The organism is Chitinophaga sp. YR627 (assembly GCF_900114995.1).
Taxonomy (GTDB): domain Bacteria; phylum Bacteroidota; class Bacteroidia; order Chitinophagales; family Chitinophagaceae; genus Chitinophaga.
In genome coordinates, this window is the sequence record NZ_FOUX01000005.1 from 731,891 (window position 1) to 754,048 (window position 22,158).

16 protein-coding genes are annotated in these 22,158 nt (G+C 46.9%); 14 read left to right on the top strand and 2 right to left on the bottom strand.

The genetic code is table 11. The features are described from left to right. Positions 1-101: 101 nt before the first annotated feature. The 8 genes from BMZ72_RS28060 to BMZ72_RS28095 all read left to right on the top strand — a co-directional run bounded on the left by BMZ72_RS28060 (position 102) and on the right by BMZ72_RS28095 (position 11,380). Positions 102-1,781 (top strand): N-acetylmuramoyl-L-alanine amidase family protein, encoded by a 1,680-nt coding sequence (locus BMZ72_RS28060; protein ID WP_089813341.1) that lies wholly within the window; start codon positions 102-104, stop codon positions 1,779-1,781. Positions 1,782-1,999: 218 nt separating this feature from the next. Beyond that, positions 2,000-2,998, top strand: coding sequence for an MlaD family protein (locus tag BMZ72_RS28065; RefSeq protein ID WP_089813342.1), 999 nt, complete (start codon positions 2,000-2,002; stop codon positions 2,996-2,998). Between the two features lie 8 nt (positions 2,999-3,006). Continuing rightward, complete coding sequence (locus BMZ72_RS28070) at positions 3,007-5,136, top strand: OstA-like protein (protein ID WP_089813344.1); 2,130 nt, start codon at positions 3,007-3,009, stop codon at positions 5,134-5,136. Then, complete coding sequence (gene nhaA, locus BMZ72_RS28075) at positions 5,133-6,272, top strand: Na+/H+ antiporter NhaA (RefSeq protein ID WP_089813346.1); 1,140 nt, start codon at positions 5,133-5,135, stop codon at positions 6,270-6,272. The genes BMZ72_RS28070 and nhaA overlap by 4 nt, the downstream gene beginning before the upstream one ends. A 70-nt stretch (positions 6,273-6,342) precedes the next feature. Beyond that, positions 6,343-6,798 carry a hypothetical protein gene (locus BMZ72_RS28080; RefSeq protein WP_089813348.1) on the top strand — a complete coding sequence of 152 codons (456 nt, stop codon included), beginning with the start codon at positions 6,343-6,345 and terminating at the stop codon, positions 6,796-6,798. A gap of 44 nt (positions 6,799-6,842) precedes the next feature. After that, complete coding sequence (locus BMZ72_RS28085; RefSeq protein WP_089813349.1) at positions 6,843-7,367, top strand: hypothetical protein; 525 nt, start codon at positions 6,843-6,845, stop codon at positions 7,365-7,367. Positions 7,368-7,472: 105 nt separating this feature from the next. Further along, the gene (locus tag BMZ72_RS28090) at positions 7,473-9,017 is read left to right on the top strand and encodes an NAD(P)H-hydrate dehydratase (RefSeq protein WP_089813351.1); all 1,545 of its coding nucleotides are present in this window, start codon (positions 7,473-7,475) and stop codon (positions 9,015-9,017) included. Positions 9,018-9,106: 89 nt separating this feature from the next. Next, positions 9,107-11,380 carry a sodium-translocating pyrophosphatase gene (locus BMZ72_RS28095; RefSeq protein WP_089813354.1) on the top strand — a complete coding sequence of 758 codons (2,274 nt, stop codon included), beginning with the start codon at positions 9,107-9,109 and terminating at the stop codon, positions 11,378-11,380. Between the two features lie 431 nt (positions 11,381-11,811). Here BMZ72_RS28095 and BMZ72_RS28100 read toward each other — a convergent pair whose 3' ends face one another. Further along, on the bottom strand, positions 11,812-12,816 hold the full coding sequence (locus BMZ72_RS28100) for a helix-turn-helix transcriptional regulator (RefSeq protein ID WP_089813356.1): 1,005 nt from the start codon (positions 12,814-12,816) through the stop codon (positions 11,812-11,814). Positions 12,817-13,259: 443 nt separating this feature from the next. Here BMZ72_RS28100 and BMZ72_RS28110 point away from each other — a divergent pair, with 443 nt between their 5' ends. From BMZ72_RS28110 to BMZ72_RS28135, 6 genes are all read left to right on the top strand, one after another. Continuing rightward, positions 13,260-15,638, top strand: a complete 2,379-nt coding sequence (locus BMZ72_RS28110) for a TonB-dependent receptor (RefSeq protein WP_089813360.1) — start codon at positions 13,260-13,262, stop codon at positions 15,636-15,638. A gap of 24 nt (positions 15,639-15,662) precedes the next feature. After that, a complete protein-coding gene (locus BMZ72_RS28115) occupies positions 15,663-16,529 on the top strand; it encodes a DUF4249 domain-containing protein (protein WP_089813361.1) in 867 nt (288 codons plus the stop codon). A gap of 77 nt (positions 16,530-16,606) precedes the next feature. Continuing rightward, on the top strand, positions 16,607-17,233 hold the full coding sequence (locus BMZ72_RS28120) for a hypothetical protein (RefSeq protein ID WP_089813363.1): 627 nt from the start codon (positions 16,607-16,609) through the stop codon (positions 17,231-17,233). Positions 17,234-17,534: 301 nt separating this feature from the next. Next, on the top strand, positions 17,535-17,927 hold the full coding sequence (locus BMZ72_RS28125) for a BlaI/MecI/CopY family transcriptional regulator (protein ID WP_089813365.1): 393 nt from the start codon (positions 17,535-17,537) through the stop codon (positions 17,925-17,927). A 34-nt stretch (positions 17,928-17,961) separates the two neighbouring features. After that, positions 17,962-20,016: a M56 family metallopeptidase gene (locus tag BMZ72_RS28130; protein WP_089813366.1), complete on the top strand. Its 2,055-nt coding sequence runs from the start codon at positions 17,962-17,964 to the stop codon at positions 20,014-20,016. A 105-nt stretch (positions 20,017-20,121) separates the two neighbouring features. Beyond that, positions 20,122-21,252 carry a C1 family peptidase gene (locus BMZ72_RS28135; RefSeq protein WP_089813368.1) on the top strand — a complete coding sequence of 377 codons (1,131 nt, stop codon included), beginning with the start codon at positions 20,122-20,124 and terminating at the stop codon, positions 21,250-21,252. Between the two features lie 326 nt (positions 21,253-21,578). Here the strand turns inward: BMZ72_RS28135 and BMZ72_RS28140 are convergent, their stop codons facing one another. Next, positions 21,579-21,854, bottom strand: coding sequence for an acylphosphatase (locus BMZ72_RS28140; RefSeq protein WP_089813370.1), 276 nt, complete (start codon positions 21,852-21,854; stop codon positions 21,579-21,581). Between the last annotated feature and the right edge of the window lie 304 nt (positions 21,855-22,158).

The window sequence follows — 22,158 nt, forward strand, 5'->3', positions numbered from 1 at the left end:
GACAAAATACGAACGACAATTCAAGGAACAAAGCGAACGCTGCGCTCCCTAAACAATTTAACAGAATACTAACGCCCATTAAATTATATAAAAACTGAATCATGCGCTGGAACCGATTTTGGATATTTTTCGGATGTGCCATCTTCCTGGGGACTATCCTACTTTACGCGACGAACCGACCTCTTATTGGCAAAAAACAAAATCCTCCGCTCCGGACCATCGTTATCGATCCAGGCCATAGTGCGCAGACACCTGGCGCCCGTGGTAAGTTTTCTACCGAAGAGGGTGTCGTGCTGGACGTGGCCCTGAAACTGGGGAAGATCATCGAGGAAAACATGAAGGATGTACGTGTAGTGTATACGCGTAAAACGAGGAATGCCCTGGGCTCTACCCTCCGTGCCGATCTGAATGAAAGAGCGATCATCGCCAACAGGGAAAAAGGGGACCTTTTTATTTCAATTCACTGTAACTCAGCAGGTCCTACCCGTAAGGTAACCGGCTACAAAACAGTCTATATTAAAAAAGGTAAAAAGAAGGTGCCTGTAAAAAGAGCCATCTATGCTACCTCCCCAAGCACCGCTCAGGGTACCGAGACCTATGTATGGGCGACCGGTAAGAACAATGCCAAAACCGAATCCCTGAAAGAAAGCTCAGTAATCATGCTGGACGCCAACTCGGAAGATGCAAATTCCGTATTGGATATGTCTGATCCTGAAACCTTTATATTATTAAATACCCTTCGTAACGCCTATTTCGATCAGAGCCTTCGCCTGTCCACCCTCATTGAAGACGAATTCACCAATGTAGGCCGTATCAGCCGTGGCGCCCGTCAGCGTGATGAAAAAGGTATCTGGGTACTCCAGGCCACCGCCATGCCAAGCGTACTGGTGGAACTGGGCTTTATCAGCAACCCGGAAGAAGAAGACTACCTGAACTCCGATAAGGGTCAGCAGGAAGCCGCCAACTGTATCTTCAAAGCCATCAAACGTTATAAAGATGAACTGGGCCGTTACAGTGCGCCGGAAGACAGACAGTCTGCCGCTCCCGCTTCCAGCGAACAGTCCACTCCTGTCAGCTACCGTTCTCCTAAATCCCGGAACAACGATTCCCGGAATGCGGTTGCTGCGGCAAAGACAAAAACACCAGCGCCTGCTGCAGTTTCTTCCAGCTCAAAGACAAAAACAGCTACCCGCCAGGTAGCTGCTGCGCGGAAAGAACCTGAAGCGCCTGCCTATAAATATGATATCCAGTTGCTCGTAAGTGACAAAAAGTACACCCGCGACGCTGCCATCTTTAATAAATTAAGGGGGACCATCCGGAAAGAACAGATGGTCACCAACAGTAAAAAGATCAATAAGTATAAATATATATGGGGCAGTTTCCGGTCCCAGGCAGAAGTCAATGCTGCTTTGCGTCAGGCAAAGCAGCTTGGCTTCCGGAAAGCGGTACTGATGGGACAGGGTAATACAAAAGGCCAGCTGGCAGCAGCCGAATCTGCTCCTGCTGCCCCCCGTTCTGTTCCCAAAGTCACCCTTCAATATGATATCCAACTGGTCGTTACCGATAAAAAATATACCCGCGGTGCTCCTGTCTTCAAAGACTTACGCGGAACAATCGTCCGGGAATCAGTCGTTATTAACCGCAAAACATTAAATAAATATACCTGGGTGAACTTCAAAACCGAAAAAGAAGCCAACGTCGCACTCAGCAAAGCAAAAAAAGCAGGCTTCTGGAATGCCACCGTAGTAACCGCAGATAATAACCGTATCGCCAGCAGATAAACCACTCCGACCTGGCCAATACACCACACACATTCCCGTTACCTGACCCGCCCCAAGATCTCCTTTAACAATATATTAGACTAATTTCTCCCGAAAAGCTGCATATTTGCCTGCCGTCATCGAAAACGGTATCAGATTTGGTATAGACGCCCGGCATCCCGATTGTGATTGCCCGCAACCTTTTTTGATTATTTTTGTAGCAACGTATAACGTATTCTATGCTTAAAGTATCTAACGAAACCAAAGTAGGCGTCCTTGCAGCTGTATCAATTGCATTGCTGATTTTGGGTTTTAATTTGTTAAAGGGAAAAAGCCTTTTTTCAACCAGTAAGAAAATTTACGCCGTATATACCCAGGTAAATGGCCTTCAACCATCCGCGACCGTTCAGGTGAACGGACTCGTGGTAGGTAGTGTGTCTAACCTGGAAATCATGGATAAGAATGCCGGAAGGATCCTGGTGGAACTGCGTATCACCAAAAAGATCGAAATTCCGCAAAACTCAGTAGCGCGCATCTCCAGCGACCTGTTAGGTACCAAAACCGTACAGATCGACTTCGGTAACGCCAATGCCTATCTGCAAAGTGGCGATACTATCTACGCCGCCGTCGATGGTTCCATCACCGACGCACTGAAAGAACAACTGAACCCACTCGTGAAAAAACTCGAGGGTACCCTGGGTTCCGTAGACTCCGTGCTGCTGACTGTCAATTCCATCTTCGATCCGTCTACAAAAGGTAACCTGCGTGAAGCCATCGCTCACCTGAATACCACCATGAACAACTTTACCCGTACCTCCGCTTCTTTAAATGGTATGCTGGATCCTCAGCACGGAAATGTAAAAGCGACGTTCGATAACCTGGAAGCACTGACCGCTAATCTTAAGAATAATAACGATAAGATCACCGCCATACTTGGTAACGCAGAAAAAACAACTGCTGCCCTCGCAAATGGTGAACTCGATAAAACACTGGTACAATTACACCAGTTGTCCACACGCCTGAACGAAACAATTACCAAATTAAATAGTACCGACGGTTCCGTAGGCCTCATGCTGAACGACAAACAGGTATATAATAACCTGCAAAACTCACTCAGTAACCTGAACAAACTGCTGGAAGATCTGCGCGTGAATCCAAAACGTTACGTACACTTCTCCCTGTTCGGTAAAAAAGCGAAAGTACAGCCCATACCATCTGACACCGCGAAGGCACTATAATCTTGAAAATGCAGCACTTAGCAAAATGCGGGCTTCTCCTTGCCGGACTATTTCTGGGAGGTATCTTCACTGCCAGGGCGCAGGAAGCAGAACCTTCGCAGAAAGACACCACACAGGTTATTCACATCATTCAGTCTGATAAACTGAATGTGCTCACAAAAGACAGCTTACAGCTGAACAGATTTATCGGTAATGCCATTTTCCGTCAGGGCAATACTTTATTTTATTGTGACAGTGCATTGATCAACAGGGCAGCCAACGTACTGGATGCCTATGGTCATATACATATTAACCAGGCCGATAGTATTCATATCTATGGTGAATACCTTCACTATGAAGGAAATACCCGCCTGGCCACCCTGCGTGATAACGCCCGGCTCACCGATGGGAAGGTCACCCTCTCCGGTCCGGAACTCCTCTATGACATGAATGCCCGTATCGGTACTTATGTAAAAGGAGGAAAACTGGTCAACGGCAAAAGTGTACTCACCAGCCAGGAAGGTTATTATTACGCGGATACCAAAGACGTCTACTTCAATTACAACGTATTACTGGTCGATCCGCAATACACCCTCACCACCGATACTTTATTATATAACACCGGCACTAAAATAGCCACGATCCTCGCGCCTACTACCATCAATGATGGTAAAAGCGTCATGTATACGACTTCCGGTGAATACAATACCGAAACCGGCGAAGGTAATTTCGACAGCCGCCCGACCATCGAGGATAGCACGGCGACCATTACCGCCGACAGGATCACGATGGATAAACGGACCGGTCTGGCCTACGCTGTAGGGAACATGGTCTACCGCGATACCGCGCAGAAAATGACCCTGCTCTCCAACTATGGCACCGTTAATCAGATCGAGAAAACCGTACTGGCCACCCAGCACCCGCTGATGATCCTGGAAAGGGAAAAAGATACCCTGTTCCTCGCCGCAGATAGCCTCTACTCCGGTATCGTAAAGAAAGATACCGCTGCACCTGCGGTGAAAGTAGCTGCTGATACCGTAAAACCCGTAACCCGTGGCCGCCGCTCCCTGCCAGTGCAGAAAGTGAGTCCGCCAGTCGTCCCGGACACGGTCAAAACAGCACTGCCAGATTCAATACCAGACATTCCATCCGATACTTCCGCATTCGCCAAAAGACTGCAGAACGCTATAAATCCGGACAGTACCAAAGGGAAACCAGTCATGGTCGCGCCACCAGGACCTGATACCATCCCGAAACTACCAAACGCACTGGCGAAACTGATCGACAGTACCAAAGCGCTCAAACCGGATAGTATCGTATTATCAAAAGACTCAGTTCTGCTGGCCTTCAAAGAAAAAGCAGCCGCACTGGCAAACGATACCAGCAAACTGCCTCACCCGGCAGGCATCGTACTGGCAAAAGATTCGCTCGGCATCCTGAAAGCAAAAGCCTTGTCGCTGCCAACTGATACCAGCGGTATGGCCAAAGCCCTGACACTGCCTGCCGATACCAGCGCACAGAAACAGGATACTACCGAAATCAGGTTTATCCGTGCATGGCACAATGTGCGTATCTATTCTGACTCTCTCCAGGGTGTTGCAGATAGCCTGTACTACTCCGGCAAAGATTCCATCTTCCGCTTCTACAGAAACCCGGTATTATGGGCCAATGAAACACAGTTGAGCGGAGATACCATCTTTATGTATACCAAAAACCAGAAAGCAGACAAACTGCTGCTGGATCAAAACGGACTGCTCGTAAAAGAAGCAGGACGAAATATGTACAACCAGATCAAGGGTAACCAGATCACCGGCTACTTTACCGGACAGGCCATTGACTGGATGCACGTCGACGGTAACGCCGAAAGTATCTACTACGTCCAGGACGATGACAGTGCATATGTGAGTGTGAACAGGACCCTGAGTGGTGTGATCAATATTTATTTCAGAGAAGGACAACTGCATACTATTTCATTTATCAAAGATCCGGAGGGAACAATGTATCCGTTCGGACAGCGCCCGATGGACCAGATGAAACTGGAAAACTTCCACTGGGATATCAAACGCAGACCGAAGAGTAAGTATGAACTGTTTGGTACTGCCGGAGAAGTTAAGAAGAAGGAAGAGGAGGCGCCTAAAAAAGAGGAAGACGAGTTTTGATAAGAAAACTATTATCACCGATCTACCAGTTCTTACAGGATAGCCGTGCAGTAGGTATCATTTTGATCATCTGCACGGCTTTATCTTTAATACTGGCTAATTCAGCATGGCAGCAAGCCTATCTTGCCTGCTGGGACACGGTTGTACATATACCTGTACCAGCCCTGCACCTGCCGCATACCGTCTTACACTGGATCAACGACGGATTGATGGTGCCCTTCTTTTTCCTGGTCGGTATGGAAATTAAAAGGGAGGTCACTATCGGTGAATTATCCTCCATCGGCCAGTCCTTACTGCCCGTATTCGCCGCCCTGGGAGGTATGATCTGCCCCGCGCTGATCTTCTCCCTGTTCAACGGACATACCCCCTACACCAATGGCTGGGGCATTCCGATGGCTACTGATATCGCCTTTTCACTCGGTATTCTTTCTTTGCTGGGGAACAGGGTCCCACTCTCCTTAAAGATCTTCCTCACCGCCCTGGCCATCATCGATGACCTGGGTGCTATTATCACCATCGCCATCTTTTATACAGCTGGTTTACAGTTGGGTTATCTGCTGGCTGCTGCGGCTATATTGATCCTGCTCATTATCCTGAACAGGACTAAAGTACGCCCCTTATGGTGCTACTTTATCCCTGGTATACTCTTATGGTATTGTATCTATAATTCAGGCATTCACGCGACGATCGCCGGTGTATTGCTGGCGACCTGTATTCCGCTACCAAAGATTTCCCGTCTGATACATCAGCTGCATGATCCGGTGAACTTTGTCATTATGCCCATCTTTGCCCTCTCAAATACGGCTATTATTTTTCCGGCGGATATCTGGCAATCCCTCAATACCAGCATCAGTTATGGGATACTGGCCGGGTTGATAATCGGGAAACCATTAGGGATTTGCCTGTTTTCATTCGTGGCTACCCGTCTGCGACTGGCCACACTGCCCGATGGCGCACACTGGGGTCAGATGCTCGGTATAGGCATGATCGCGGGGATCGGATTTACCATGTCTATATTTATTGCGACCCTGGCTTATACGGCAGCCGATTGGCAGATCACCTCTAAAATAGCCATCATAGCGGCTTCCCTCTTATCGGGATTGATCGGTTATATCTTTCTCAAACGGGCGGTGTAACCTTAATTTACTATAGCAAAAATAATAATCTGTATCTTGGCACCGTTATTGCAAAGCAATGCAATAATTTATGAAGCGTCTGTTCATAACCCTGCTACTTGGAGTGTGTATTCAAACAGTGAATGCACAAACAAAAGGTAATCCGCAATTAGGATTACGTCTTGGCCTGCCATTCGGCGCTACCGCACGTTATTATTTTAGCGATGCCAATGCCGTCGAAGGTATAGCCGGCGTTTATTCCGGGACTTTTACTGTGACCGGTCTCTATGAACGCCATTTCGATCTCTCGCCGCAAACGACGGCAGGACTGGGATGGTTTATCGGAGGTGGTGCACATCTGGGCTCCCGCAAAACGGATGGGAATATGAAATTTATAGCAGGCGTGGATGGCATAGGAGGCATGGATTACACCTTCCCTTCGCTGCCGTTGAACCTGAGTCTTGACTGGAAACCGGCTATTCACTTCAACACCTCTTCCGATCTCACGGATTTTGCGTTATCCGTACGATATACCTTCGGAAGGTAAGAGAGGAAAAACCTGATTAAGCATTCTTTTAAACAGTTATAATTATGAAACAAATTGTGTTACTATTTGGCTTGATCACATTGATGGCAGTGACAGCAAATGCACAAAAGAGACGCAGCAGCTCCGGAGATTTTGGCTACGACAACGCAGTGGGCTTAAGAGTTAACCCATGGCTGGTAGGTGGAACCATTAAACACTTCTTCACTGGTCCTCACGCCATTGAAGGTCTGGTAACTACCAACGTAAGCAACAGAAGGAACGTAACCTTCACCGGTCTGTATGAATACCATATCGCCCCATTCCCTAAACCAGAATTTCACCTGTACTTTGGTGGTGGTGCGCACGTAGGTGTTTACGATCGCCGCGATTACGACTATGACAATTACTGGAGACATGGCGACGGTACTTATGTAAGCGCTGGTCTGGACGGTATCGTAGGTCTGGAATACAAATTCAAAAACATTCCGCTGGTGGTGAGTGCTGACCTGAAACCATATTTCAACTTCAACGGTGGTACTCACTTCGTAGGAGAAGAGATCGGTGGTGCATCAGTTAGATACACTTTCTAATCGCTCACTTTACAGTACCAATATCAGGCGACCATACCGCAGTGCGGTGTGGTCGTTTTTTTTTGCTTATATTTATAAGCTATGCCTTACGGCAGATAATAACCCATGAAAATATTCACAGCACAACAGATTCGCGAAGCAGATGCTTACACGATCCGGCAAACCCCCATCAGCAGCCTGGATCTCATGGAAAAAGCGGCCATCGCCTGCACTGCCTGGATCTGCCGGCATTACAGCGAGTATACCCCTGTGTATGTCTTCTGCGGACTGGGCAACAACGGTGGCGACGGTCTCGCTATCACCCGCCTGCTCCGCAACCGTGGTTATGACGCACATGCTTACATACTGCATCACAGTTCCAAAGCCTCTGCCGATCATACGGCCAACCGGAATGCGTTACAACAGCAATATCCGCCGGCTATACATGATATTCCCGAGAATGGCCTGCTGCCCCAGCCAGATGCGAACGCCCTTATCGTAGACGCTATACTGGGTACAGGATTGAGTCGTCCGGTCGAAGGCTGGACCGCCACCGTGATCGGACAGATCAATGACCTGAAGGCAGCGCATGAAGTAGTCGCTATAGACATTCCTTCCGGTTTGCAGGCAGATGCTTCTTCACTCCACACCACCGTTATCCGGGCAGATCATACACTTAGCTTTGAATTCTATAAACTGGCCTTCCTCCTGCCGGAAAACGCAACATTTGTAGGAGAGACCTGCATTCTTCCAATAGATCTTTCACCCGATTATATTGCGCAGACGCCCTCCCGTTTCCATATTACGGATGGATTTCAGATAAAGAATATCTACCGTCCCCGGAAACCCTTCTCCCATAAAGGCACATTCGGTCATGCCCTGCTGATCGCAGGCAGCGAAGGGAAAATGGGCGCCGCCGTGCTTAGCGCTAAAGCCTGTCTCCGTACAGGCGTAGGACTGCTCTCCTGTCACGTACCCAGATGTGGATATGATATCATACAAATATCCGCCCCCGGCGCCATGTGTTTTACTGACGAACAGAAAGACCATAGCTCCAGCTTCCACACGCATTTACCTGATGCAGAAGCCGCCGCTAAATATAAAACAATAGGTATCGGCCCCGGACTCGGCACAGCCGCAGGTACCTGCTGGGCCTTCGAAAAACTACTGGAGCACTTTCATCAGCCAATGGTCATCGATGCCGACGCATTGAATATATTAGGATCCTCCCCCGCAATGCTGGATAAAGTACCCGCAGGATCACTTTTGACGCCACATCCGAAGGAATTTGAAAGGCTGTTCGGTAAAACGGCCAATGATGTGGAACGACTTGAAGTACTCTCAGAAAATGCCGTTAAAAGAAAACTGAACATCCTACTGAAAGGCCGTTACACAGCCATGGCATTTCCGGATGGCTCCATCTGGTTCAATACCACCGGTAATCCTGGTATGGCTACCGGCGGCAGCGGTGATGTACTCACCGGAATACTCACCTCCCTGCTGGCGCAGGGCTATACACCCAGGGATGCGATGCTCATGGGCGTCTGGCTGCACGGACTCTCCGGCGACCACGCCGCAGCAGCACATTCAGAAGAAGCCATGATAGCGGAAGATATTGTTGAGTTCCTTGGAAAGAGCTTCCTGGAGCTGCGCAGACAGCTGTCCTGTTAACCCCTTTTTTGCCCTTTTTCCGGCGCCAAAACCCCATGATAAATACTCGATAAAAGGTTATATTTATAGGAATTGTTAAAATCACGTATATGAATATCGTTTACCTCGTTCCATGTTTTGGATTACTAGCCTTGTTATTTACTGCTATCCGAAGTGCCTGGGTATCCCGCCAGGACGCCGGCAATGAAAAAATGAAAGAAATCGCCCAGCACATTGCAGAAGGAGCGATGGCATTTTTGAAAGCTGAATACAAGATCCTTACTTACTTTGTAATTATTGCCGCTCTCCTCCTCGGTTATATGGGCGCCACAAACCACAATTCTGACTGGATTATCTCCATTGCCTTTGTTATCGGCGCCGTATTCTCTGCTACCGCAGGTTTCATTGGAATGAAGATAGCAACCAAGGCAAACGTACGCACTGCACAGGCAGCACGTACCAGTCTGTCCAATGCACTGAAAGTATCCTTTACAGGAGGTTCGGTGATGGGAATGGGCGTAGCCGGTCTGGCCGTGTTAGGTCTCGGCGGACTCTTTATTCTCCTCAGAGCATATTTCGGCGCAAGCGCCAATTCAGAAGAAATGATCAAAACCATTGAAGTACTGACGGGCTTCTCGCTGGGTGCGGAAAGTATCGCCCTGTTTGCACGCGTAGGTGGTGGTATCTATACAAAAGCAGCCGACGTAGGCGCTGACCTCGTAGGTAAAGTGGAAGCAGGCATCCCGGAGGATGATCCGCGCAACCCTGCTACCATTGCCGATAACGTTGGCGATAACGTGGGTGACGTAGCCGGTATGGGCGCTGACCTTTTCGGGTCTTATGTAGCCACCGTGCTCGCTACCATGGTATTAGGCAGTGAAGTAACCTCCCACGATAATTTCGGCGGTGTTGCTCCTATCATCTTACCGATGCTGATCGCCGGTATTGGTATCGTATTCTCCATTATAGCCACCTTCTTTGTCAGAATATCAGAAAGTGCAGCACTGAATACCAGCGTGGTACAAAAAGCGCTGAATATGGGTAACTGGGGCTCTATTGTGCTTTCAGCGATCGCCAGTGCAGCACTCGTATATTATATCCTTCCTGCTGAAGCCATCTACCTGAAACGTGATTACGTGGAAGATGGTACCGGCGCCCTGAGGGAAAACGTAAAAGCGATCACACAAAACGGTGTTGTAGGCGCCATCTTCGTGGGTCTGGCAGTAGGTACCCTGATGAGTATCATCACGGAATATTATACCGCAATGGGCAAACGTCCGGTGCTGTCTATCATCCGTCAGTCTTCCACCGGTCATGCGACGAACGTAATTGCTGGTCTGGCGGTTGGTATGGAATCCACCCTGCTGCCGATCATCGTACTCGCAGCCGGTATCTATGGTTCTTATGCCTGTGCAGGTCTCTATGGTGTTGCTATCGCAGCAGCCGGTATGATGGCGACTACGGCGATGCAGCTGGCCATTGACGCTTTCGGCCCTATTGCCGATAACGCAGGTGGTATCGCTGAAATGAGCGAACTGCCAAAAGAAGTACGTGAAAAAACAGACATCCTCGATGCAGTAGGTAACACCACTGCCGCTACCGGAAAAGGCTTTGCGATCGCTTCCGCAGCACTGACCGCACTGGCCCTCTTTGCCGCATTCGTAGGCGTGGCCCGCATCAGTGGTATCGATATTTATCATGCCGACGTACTGGCCGGCCTCTTTATCGGCGCCATGATCCCTTTCATCTTCTCCTCCCTCGCCATCCGCGCAGTAGGTGAAGCTGCTATGAGCATGGTAGAAGAAGTACGCCGTCAGTTCAAAGAAATTCCAGGTATCATGGAAGGTACGGGCAAACCTGAATACGATAAATGTGTGGCGATCTCCACCCAGGCATCCATTAAAAAGATGATGCTGCCAGGTAGTATCGCGATCCTCAGCCCTATCCTTGTTGGATTCATCTTCGGCCCCGAAGTATTGGGCGGCTTCCTCGCCGGTGCAACCGTAAGCGGTGTACTGATGGGTATGTTCCAGAACAATGCCGGTGGCGCCTGGGATAACGCTAAAAAATCATTTGAAAAAGGCGTTGAGATCAAAGGAGAGATCTACTACAAAAAATCAGAACCACACAAAGCATCCGTTACCGGAGACACCGTAGGCGATCCGTTCAAAGATACCTCCGGTCCATCCATGAACATCCTGATCAAACTGATGTCCATTGTATCCCTGGTGATCGCTCCTACCCTCGCTGAGATCCATGGTAAAACAACTGTCGTTGCAGCAAAAAAAGCAACCCCCACCGAACAGGTAGCGCACACACATACACAGGCACAGACAGAGACACAGGAAACCGCTAAAACACCCGTATTAGCGAACAACCAATAAAACACAATAGTAATACAGCACAAACAACAGAAATAGGATAAACAAACCTATTTCCACCCATATAAGAATGGGGACCAGTACATTACCGGTCCCCATTTTTAATTATATCCCCCAATAACCTCACAAACAATATCACAAAACAGTATCACAATACCCACCACCACCTCATTCTCCTCTCATCAGGTGCTTACAGCGGAGGTTTCAGATGCCTGCGCGGACCTTAGCCCGTCCCCTGCATCCAGCTACCCTCCCCCAAAGCTCCCACCGCACAGCCTACCACCCACCGCCCCATCATCTTAAAAACGGGCGTCAGTCCGCCAGGTATCTGAAACCACAGCAGAAGCAGCCACACCCTCTTCACCCATAGTCACACAATAACCATCTTTCACTCATCCTTCATTAAAAAACGAAACACGAACGTAGGATAACTATTACACAACCCTGATCTTACTAGGACTCACCCCAAATTTCTTTTTGAAAGCTACACTAAAATGCTGGACAGAAGAAAAGCCCAGTTCTTCCGCAATTTCAGTCATAGAAGACTGTTGCCGGGTGATCATATTCCTCGCATATTCCATCCGGTGGTCATTCAGATAACCAAACACCGAATTATCAAACAACTGACGAAAACCATTCTTCAGTTTAAACTCATTCAACCCTGCCATCCTGGACAACTCAGGCAAAGATGGCGGATGCTGTATATTCTTCAGTAACAATTCTCTCGCATAATGCAATTTCTCCCTGTCTGACGGCGTCAGTCCCAAAGAAGTACTCCGCACATTCTCCACCCGCTCATACTGTTCACATTGCAGTGCCAGCAACTCCAGCACTTTAGACTGTAAATAAAGCTTCTTGATCCCACCATTGAATTTACACTGACGGATCTCCTCCAGCACCATCATCATCCGCGTCGTGATCGGCGGATTCTTCTTTCTGTTCAGGTAGATCATCTTCCCCCCTGCTACTTTATCCGCCAGCTGCTCCAGCACCCTGCCATTGTTCACCGCCAGTTCCAGAAACCGTTCCTTGGAAAAACTCAGCCCCATCATTTCAAAATCCCGCTGTTTCTCCACATCAATATTTTCTTCATCCGTAGGATTATAAAAAAGATTGTGTTCCAGCGACTTATACCTACGTTTAGCATAATCCCCATCCTGTCCCGGACCGGACTCAAATTCTCCGTTCAGCACAAACATCAGCGATATAGTGGAAATGTGTTCAGTAGCAGTGATATGCAGGTTCTGATGAACATTCGCGCCTCCGATAGCTATATGATACCCGTCAAAGTATATTTCCTGGAAATCGGCTTCGACAAATTCCAGATCGACCCGCTGCTTATCTTCTATCAGGGAGGCAGAACGCAACTTTTCCAGCGGAAACTCCTGCTGGTCATTATAGATTAGCTCACTGGCGTCATTTCTGATCTGGATGTCCATAAAAATCCTTTAAATATAAATTTTAATCCTTTTCGTGTAACAGCTATACGGACAAAGACCTGCAATTTTGCACAAAAATATTCCATAACGTTCAATAATTATAGTCATGGTGGTCGGAATATTCCGTACAAATATATGTACCCAACAGGATAAGCTTGCAATAATTAACGCGATACGTACCCAGTTTGACAGTGACTGCACCATCGACATTGAAGATTGCGATAAAGTAATGCGCATTGTACCCGGATCCTTACCTGTGGCCGAAAACGACATTATACAATTTGTCGGAAACATGGGCTTTCGCTGCGAGCTACTCGATTAATTTATATATTTTAAAAAAATTTAAGGGCACTTCTAGGGGTAATCTCATCACTCCACGTCATATATGCGTAACAAAAATGTTATAGCCAGCTATCCGCTACTAAACAACACAAGTACCTTATATGAAGACAAGATTACTTATGCTGCTGGGCATATGCCTGCTGCTTATGCAGGTAAGCTATGTACATGCACAACAACGATACACGATCAGTGGTTATGTAAAAGACCAGCAGAATGGTGAAAGCCTTATCGGCATCACTGTAGCAAAAGCAGGCACCAGCCTGGGTACCGTGACCAATGAATATGGATTCTATTCCCTGACACTCCCCGCAGGTGATCATGAGATCCAGTTCTCTTATATTGGTTATGGAACGATCAAAATGAATGTTTCGCTGAAAGCCAACAAAACACTGGATATGAAACTGGAGAAATCCAGCTCTCAGTTAAGCACCATCACCGTAACCGGTAATAAACAGGAGAAAGCAGTTAATACACTAACAACAAGTCTGAACAGACTGGACATCGCCCAGATGAAAAAGATGCCCACTTTCATGGGAGAAGTTGATGTACTGCGCTCTATCCAGACACTGCCGGGTGTAAATACGGTAGGCGAAGGCGCCAACGGTTTTAACGTACGCGGTGGTGCGGCTGACGAAAACCTCATCCTGCTGGATGAAGCCCCTGTATATAACTCCACACATATGCTCGGGTTCTTCTCAGTATTCAACCCGGATGCAGTAAAAACTATCAATCTCATTAAAGGCGGTTTTCCGGCTGAATACGGCGGTCGTACCTCTTCTGTACTTGATATACGCATGAAGGATGGAAACAACCAGAAATTCAACGTAAATGGCGGTATAAGCAATGTATTCAGCAGAGTCGCGGTAGAAGGTCCGCTGAAGAAGGATGAATCATCTTTTATTATTGCTGCCCGTCGTTCTTATATCGATATCCTCATGAAACCTTTCCTGAAAGGTGACATGAAAGATACCAAGCTGAATTTCTACGATCTGACCGCAAAGGTGAACTACAAACTCAACAAGAACAATACGCTCTTCGCCAGTGGTTACCTTGGCCGCGATGTATTCGGATTCGGTACACAGGTGAATATGAACTGGGGAAATAAAACAGCGACCGTACGCTGGAACCATGTGTTCACCAACAAAACATTCCTGAACCTGACCACCTTCTATAGTAACTACGACTATACCCTGGATTTCAACAATGAAAGTCAGAAAGGCGCAGGAGAAGATTCACAGCGTTACAAATGGACCTCCAACATCATCAACTATGGTGTGAAACCAGCCTTTACTTACTACATCAATACACACAATAGCGTACACTTCGGTCTGCAGGGTCTTTATTACACCTTCAAACCAGGTACAGGTACCGGTGTGGAAGGCGATGAAACCTCTGTAAAACAACTGACACAGCAGCATGGTCTGGAAGCAGCGGCTTACCTGGATCACGAGTGGAAACCAAGCGATAAATTCGGTGTACAGTATGGCGTGCGTCTTTCTTCCTACCAATATCTCGGTAAAGGAACCGCTTACTACTACAATGATACCACACCAGGCATCCGCAGAACACTGACCGGTACAAAAGAATATGGCGCTAATGAACTGATCAAAGCATACAATTTCCTGGAACCAAGGATCACTGCCCGTTATGCGCTGACGCCGAATCATGCCGTGAAAGCATCTTATGCACGCACTACACAGTTCATGCACCAGTTGTCCAACACCGCATCTCCGACACCACTGGATATCTGGACGCCAAGCACCAACAATATTAAACCACAGGTGGCTGATCAGTACACTATCGGATATGTATACGATGCACCTTCCGGCGCTTTTGAACTCTCTGGTGAAGCGTTCTATAAGAACATGGAAAACCAGCTGGATTATATCGACAACGCCAACCTGGAACTGAACCAGCAGATCGAAGCAGACCTCCTGCAGTCACACAGCCGCTCTTATGGTCTGGAACTGATGGCGAAAAAAGAAGTAGGTAAGACGACAGGATGGGTGAGTTATACACTGTCCCGTTCCGAAAGACAAACAACCGGTATCAGCAAAGATGAATGGTTCCTGAACCGTTACGACCGTACACATAACCTGAACCTGGTTATTACACACGAGTTATCAAAACGCACCTCTCTTTCCGCCAACTGGGTATATGCGTCAGGAACACCAGCCACTTTTGCTGACAGCCGTCTGGAATTCCAGGACTGGGATATTCCTTACAACAGCACTGACAAACGTAACAACTACAGACTGCCTTCTTTCCACCGTCTGGATATGTCATTAACGCTGAAAGGAAAACAGCTGCACCGCTGGAAAGGTGAATGGGTATTCTCCCTGTACAATGTATACGGCCGCAGAAATGCCTACACCGTGTACTTCAGACAGAACGAAGACGATCCATCCAAAAAAGAAGCTGTTCGTCTTTCCATCATAGGTTCTATCATCCCTGGTATCACCTATAACTTCAAATTCTAAAAATAGCCGCAAAACACAATACAGATGAAAAAGATCAGACTCAGCATATTACTCGTGATAGCAGCCGCTTTTACAGCCTGCGAGGATGTAGTGGATATTGATGTGGCAAAAGGTACTTCTTATCCGGTACTGGATGCATGGATCACGACAGAGCCAGGTGTACAGAAGATCAGATTTACAAAATCAGTTCCATATACAGATCAGACGCCCTCTCCGATCATTGGAGATGCTGTGATCACCCTCTTCGATGAAACAGCGAATAAATCGTATCCATTCACTTTTAAAGATGGTAGTTATACCTACGATCCGGGAGACAATGAAACCATCGGCATCATAGGACATGCATACAGACTGAAAGTGGAATACGGAACAGAAGTATTTGAAGCGATAGATACGATCAAAAGAAATACGGTGATCGATTCTATTTCCTACAAGTTCCAGACGAAAGAAGAAAACTTTGTCTCTGAAGATGGTTATGTAGCAAAGTTCCATGCAAAAGATATCGAAGGCGGTGTGGACTACTACTGGATGCGTTCCTACAGAAATGATCTGCAGCATAAGGTAGGCGATGCTTTCTCTGTGGATGGTTATTTCGACCAGAGCGTAAAAGATGGTTCTTCTTTCATTCTGCCGATACAGGAAGCGGTGACCGACTTTGACAAACCTTTCCAGAAAAATGAAAAAGTGATCGTAAAGCTGCGCTCACTCACCTATCAGAGCCATTTCTTCCTGACACAGGTAGATGAGCAGATCAACTCAGGCGGTCTGTTTGCAAAGGTGCTGGAAAATGTAAAGAGTAATGTTATCAATAAAACAAGCGGGGGCAAAACAAGGATCCTCGGTTGGTTCGGTACTTCCGCAGTAAGCAGCAAAGAGCGTACAATAGAGTAAATCTCTCACTATTATAATAGCTGGCTAAGAGCCTGTCTCTTAGCCGGCATTCTTCCCAACAACACTAATACAATTTTATGAAAAAGATTCTGGCAGCACTCCTGGTGCTCGCGGCACAGCAGACGTTTGCACAATCCAATCAGGAAACATTATTTTCTGCGAAAAAAAATGGTAAAAAAACAACTATAGGGGCATATGGGGTGCCTGCAGCCAAATTTACACCCATTGATGGTAAATTTGGATTGCTGACAGGCGGTTACGGTGGTGTATTACTGAACGGTAAGATCATGCTGGGCGCGGGTGCTTACTCACTGGTGAACAACGTGGAAACGCCAACAATGAATACCGCAGGATACAAGGAATATGTAAACCTCTGGTACACCGGTTTTGTAGCTGAATATATCCACAATTCAGACAAACTGGTACACTGGACAGCAGGTGCATTATTAGGTGGAGGCGGTGTAGGTCGCCGGGACAAAAACAGATGGGAAAATGACGATTGGGATCACAACAGTGTATATGATCAGAGTGGTTTCTTCGTGGCTGAACCTTTCGCTAATCTGGAAGTCAACATCACCAAATTCCTGCGTCTGGATGTCGGAGCATCCTACCGTTACATCGCCGGTTCCAGCACAGCCGGTATTACAGATGGTAAGATAGGCGGTCCATCTTTAAATATCGGTCTGAAAGCAGGTAAGTTCTAACATTGCTTCCCGATATGTTTTCTACAAGGCATTGTTGCCCATTTCGCTGAACGATTCATGCAGAAATGAGCAACATGCCTTTTTTAATTAGGATCTCACTCCCCCAGGGCAAACCAGTCCCCAAAATTCGCAATTCGCAATCATCTTCTCCCAACGCTATCATTTACAATCATTTAAGCACCTCCACGCTCTCATAATCCCTAATTTTTCAAAAAAACTTCCCTCCGGATTTGGCAATTACGAAACTTGTCGTACATTTGTTTACGAAGATATTCGTAGATCATATAATCATTGAAAACAAATGAGTACCGCAAAAAATTACAAGCCTACAGAAAGTGAACTGGAGATCCTGGGGATATTATGGGAAAAAGGCACAGGTACTGTGAGGGAAGTGCATGAGGTATTAGAAAAAAGCAAAGACGCCGGTTATACAACTACCCTTAAACTGATGCAGATCATGCATGAGAAAGGGTTGCTCAAAAGGGATACCAGCAGCAGGACGCATGTCTATGAAGCGGCGATTTCCCAGGAAAGTACACAGCAACAGTTACTGAATAAAATGATCGATACAGTGTTTAACGGATCAGCCACGCAGCTGGTGATGCAGGCACTGGGTAATCACCGTTCTTCACAGGAGGAGCTGGATAAGATCAAACAGTACCTGAATGACATAGAGCAACAACAGAAAAAGTAAACCCGGCGCTCCTGGCGCATCTAATACCACTATCATGACTGCACAACTCCCCTTCACTGCAGATGTGATCCAGGCTTTCGGCTGGGCACTACTGCACTCATTCTGGCAGGCCTTCTTCATTTTTGCCTGTTTACGTCTTGTACTGTATCTCTGGCCTCAGGCGGGCTCCAGCATAAAATACAACCTGTCATACATTTCACTGGCAGGCATTTTTACCTGGTTTTCCGTTACCCTCTGGCAACAGATAGAAGGAGTGAGAAGGGTACATGCAGCCGCTCAGTTCATGATAGAAACCGGCATCAGACAGCCTTCCGCTGTGGACGTTCCGGTCATCTATAAAAGTCAGTCACAACTTACTACGCTGTTTCCCACACTGGAAATGTGGTTTCCCGTACTGGTCGCCATTTACGTGGCCGGCGTGGCAGTCATGACCATCAAATTATCAGTTGATCTTGTTCAGCTGCAACAGATCAGAAAAAAACAGGTGTTCCCCATTGATGAAGTATGGGAAAAACACCTGACCAAACTGAAAAATCAGCTCCGTATTCCCCGCAGGGTGAAGCTGCTGATCTCGCAGTACATCCAGGTACCCGTGATGATAGGTTTCCTGAAACCTGTTATCCTGCTACCAATCGCCATGTTCAGCAATCTGACGGCAGAACAGCTCGAAGCCATCCTGCTGCACGAACTGGCACACATCAAACGCAATGATTATCTACTGAATATCTTCCAATCAATCGTTGAAACCATTCTGTTTTTTAATCCTTTTGTATGGTGGATCTCTAAAAACATCCGCCTGGAAAGGGAACACTGCTGCGATGATCTTGTACTAAAAAATCAGGTACAGCCGCTGCATTATGCTAAAGCCCTGGTCGCGTTAGAAGAATACCGGTTAACAGTCAACTCGCTCGCCATGGCAGCAGCCGACAACAAACAACATTTATTTCACCGTATCAAACGCATAATGGAAATGAAAACTAAAAATATTAACTATACGCAAAAGTTATTAGCTGTCATGATCATCGCCGTCGGCCTTGTATCCATTGCCTGGTTAAACCCTCCGCGTAAAGAAAAACAGGCTGACAAGCAGAAAGCCGCTGACAACAATATCATACCGGCTCCCCTGGCACCAACTACTGGTCAACCGATCGTGTTCCATGCCGCCAATATCAACACGATCCTGACCGACACCGTTCCTGCTAATGCCACTAAGGAAGAACGTGAAAAGGAACGTGACAGGATATTGATGGAAAACTATAACACCAGCATGGAAGCCGCCAAAAAAGCCATGGAAAACATTGACTGGAGCAAGATGAATAGTGAAGTAGCCAATGCCATGAAAAACGTTGACTGGGATCAGATCAACAAAGAGGTAAAACAGGCGATGAAGAATATTGACTGGGATCAGATCAACAAAGAAGTATCACAGGCCATGAAAAATATTGACTGGAAACAGGTCAACAAAGATGCAACAGACGCAATAAAAAACATCGACTGGGATGAAATGCGCCAGTCAATCAGAAGCAGCATGAAAGAAGCAGCAGCGCAGGGTGTGAAGATAGATCCGGACATGATACAGGAAGAGGTTCGCAAAAGCATGGAAAGCGCTAAGCTGGCACTGGCCATGGCTACCTCCGACGAGATGCGTCAGACGATACAGAAAAGTATCGACGAATCTCAGAAGATGCTCAACAGCAAAGAAATGAAAGAAATGATGGAAAAGACCCGTCAGGAAATCATCAATGCACAGAAAGAAATCGAGCAGTCCCAGCAACAGATCAAAAAACAGATCATCATCAAAAACAGCAATGGCGTCATCAAAGAAATAAACATGGATGACTCAAAAGTAACAGTTGATCAGACCCTTTCCGATAAATACAAAAAGCTGATCAAACGTATGGCAGATGATAAACTCATCAACGCCGACGGAGAATTCAGCATCGAAAAGAATGACGACGTATTAACCATCAACGGCGTACGCCAGTCAGACGATGTACTGAAAAAATACGCTGACCTGATCGGCAGTGCTGACGAACTGACCATCAAAGGCAAAAAAGGTAACCTGTCAATCAACGTGAACGAACACTAAACATACTTTTTTCCGCCATTACATGCGCTACTGCCGTTCATATAGCAGTAGCGCTTTTTTTATGCTATTCCCCCGTATCTTTAGGTATCAAACCTCACTTTACATATGAGAATAGCTGTTACAGTGCTGGCATTGGTCTTTACCATACAAAGCCAGGCACAGGAGACAAACAGGTCTCTGGAAGAAATTAAGATCATCAGGAACAACCCCTACACGCCTGTAAAAAACCAGGCCAACACCGGCACCTGCTGGTGTTTCTCCACCACTTCGATGATCGAATCAGCCTGCCTGCACGAAGGACAACAGGCCCTGGACCTTTCCGAAATGTTCACCGTACGCAACATCTATCGCGAAAAGGCAGAAAATTATATCCACAGACAGGGCTTTACCCGTTTTGATGAAGGCGGACTGGGACACGATGTGCTGCATGCCATCGCCACCTACGGTATCGTTCCGGAAGATGCCTACAGTGGACTAAAAGAAGGTCAGGAATGGCATGATCATGCTGAGATGGTCGGACAGCTGCGTACTTACCTTGACAGCATCCTGAAGCTTAAAAGGCCTATTCCAACGAATTGGGAAGATGGCTTCAGTGCTATTATGGATAAATACCTCGGTGCTGTACCTGCCAGCTTCACCTACAAGGGCCGCTCCTACACGCCTAAAACCTTTGCAAAAGAGGTCGTAAAGTTCAATGCGGATGACTATGTCAGTCTGACCTCCTTTACGCACCACCCCTTCTACAGTTCCTTCGTTATCGAAGTACCTGACAACGTTTCCAACGGCGCTTACTATAACATCCCCCTGAAAGAACTGATCGACATCGCTAAAACTGCTGTAGAAAAAGGATATACCGTACTATGGGACGCTGATGTAAGCAATCGTGGTTTCATGGTAGGAAAAGGATATGCATTAAGGCCTGTGGCTGATTCACTCACCCATGGCGCCATGATCAACCCTGATGTGGAAGAGAAAGCGTATTCACAGGAAGAGCGTCAGCAGTTATTCGACGAACTCGTTACAGAAGATGACCACCTGATGCACATTACCGGCATCGGTAAAACAGGGAAAGGCAAGGAATTCTTTATCGTGAAAAACTCATACGGCAGCAAGTCAGGCCCTTTTGATGGTTTCATCAAGGTATCAGTACCGTATTTCGCGATCAATACGATTACGATCATTGTTCCGAAAGCCGCGCTGGAAAAGGCCCTGAGTGGTAAACTGGCAGTAAAGTAAGTAAGCCGGGAACGCAGTGAAAAGCTGCCGGACCGCTTCAGATAACATACACGTAACCGATCGATACAGATCGTATATATTAAAAAGGGCAGCCTTGTGAAATCACAAGACTGCCCTTTTTAATGGTCATTTGTTTGAGGGAAACAGCGTATTAAAAATGCTACTTACAATATTGCTATCGGGGAAAATCCTTTATATCGTGTCTGCTCACAACAGTGATTGATGATCACTCACTGCCGGTGCAGATCATTATTATTTCAATGGGCCTGAGGCAGCCATACCATCCCTACTTCTTTAACAACAATGGGACTGAACCCAAAGTTGCTTTACCTCACCACCTCAAACGCTTTATAATTTTGCAAAGGCGCAACTGTGATCACCAGTTCAGTCACCTTTGCAAAAGGCGGCCCCTGCCGGCACCAGGCGATAAATGACTCCATCTTGTGTTCATCTCCTTCCGCGGTAATAAACACATTTCCGTCAGGTAAATTCTTTACCTCGCCCGTAATACCAAGATCATCGGCAGTATGCTTGGCACTGGCTCTGAAATATACGCCCTGTACCCTGCCTTTCACCAGGATTTCCTTATGTATCTTTTCCATATAAGCGGCTTAATAGTGGATGAGTAATGAACTTACTATCCAAAACTACAAACAGCCCGGTAAAAGGAAAAATTAAAATCAGCTGAGCAGCTAAAAGGCTTACAGGCATACATTCAGATCTGGTTCTTTCCATATCATCACAAGCAAATAGTCCCTCAACCCTTCTCCAAACAACCGGAAAACACCAAACAGCATTCCCCCGTCCGGTATACCCCATAAGGTATACAAGTATCATCTCTAACAACATAAAACATAAGGAAGACTATAATCGGCACTCACTTCACCTCGCAAGACCAACAAGCAG

Coding starts and splice junctions, on each gene's coding strand:
- BMZ72_RS28085 (WP_089813349.1), top strand. CDS start 6,843: ATGAAACAAATTGTGTTACTATTTGGCTTGATCACATTGATGGCAGTG.
- BMZ72_RS28120 (WP_089813363.1), top strand. CDS start 16,607: ATGAAAAAGATTCTGGCAGCACTCCTGGTGCTCGCGGCACAGCAGACG.
- BMZ72_RS28080 (WP_089813348.1), top strand. CDS start 6,343: ATGAAGCGTCTGTTCATAACCCTGCTACTTGGAGTGTGTATTCAAACA.
- BMZ72_RS28090 (WP_089813351.1), top strand. CDS start 7,473: ATGAAAATATTCACAGCACAACAGATTCGCGAAGCAGATGCTTACACG.
- BMZ72_RS28135 (WP_089813368.1), top strand. CDS start 20,122: ATGAGAATAGCTGTTACAGTGCTGGCATTGGTCTTTACCATACAAAGC.
- BMZ72_RS28130 (WP_089813366.1), top strand. CDS start 17,962: ATGACTGCACAACTCCCCTTCACTGCAGATGTGATCCAGGCTTTCGGC.
- BMZ72_RS28115 (WP_089813361.1), top strand. CDS start 15,663: ATGAAAAAGATCAGACTCAGCATATTACTCGTGATAGCAGCCGCTTTT.
- BMZ72_RS28110 (WP_089813360.1), top strand. CDS start 13,260: ATGAAGACAAGATTACTTATGCTGCTGGGCATATGCCTGCTGCTTATG.
- BMZ72_RS28060 (WP_089813341.1), top strand. CDS start 102: ATGCGCTGGAACCGATTTTGGATATTTTTCGGATGTGCCATCTTCCTG.
- BMZ72_RS28070 (WP_089813344.1), top strand. CDS start 3,007: ATGCAGCACTTAGCAAAATGCGGGCTTCTCCTTGCCGGACTATTTCTG.
- BMZ72_RS28065 (WP_089813342.1), top strand. CDS start 2,000: ATGCTTAAAGTATCTAACGAAACCAAAGTAGGCGTCCTTGCAGCTGTA.
- BMZ72_RS28125 (WP_089813365.1), top strand. CDS start 17,535: ATGAGTACCGCAAAAAATTACAAGCCTACAGAAAGTGAACTGGAGATC.
- BMZ72_RS28140 (WP_089813370.1), bottom strand. CDS start 21,854: ATGGAAAAGATACATAAGGAAATCCTGGTGAAAGGCAGGGTACAGGGC.
- BMZ72_RS28095 (WP_089813354.1), top strand. CDS start 9,107: ATGAATATCGTTTACCTCGTTCCATGTTTTGGATTACTAGCCTTGTTA.
- BMZ72_RS28100 (WP_089813356.1), bottom strand. CDS start 12,816: ATGGACATCCAGATCAGAAATGACGCCAGTGAGCTAATCTATAATGAC.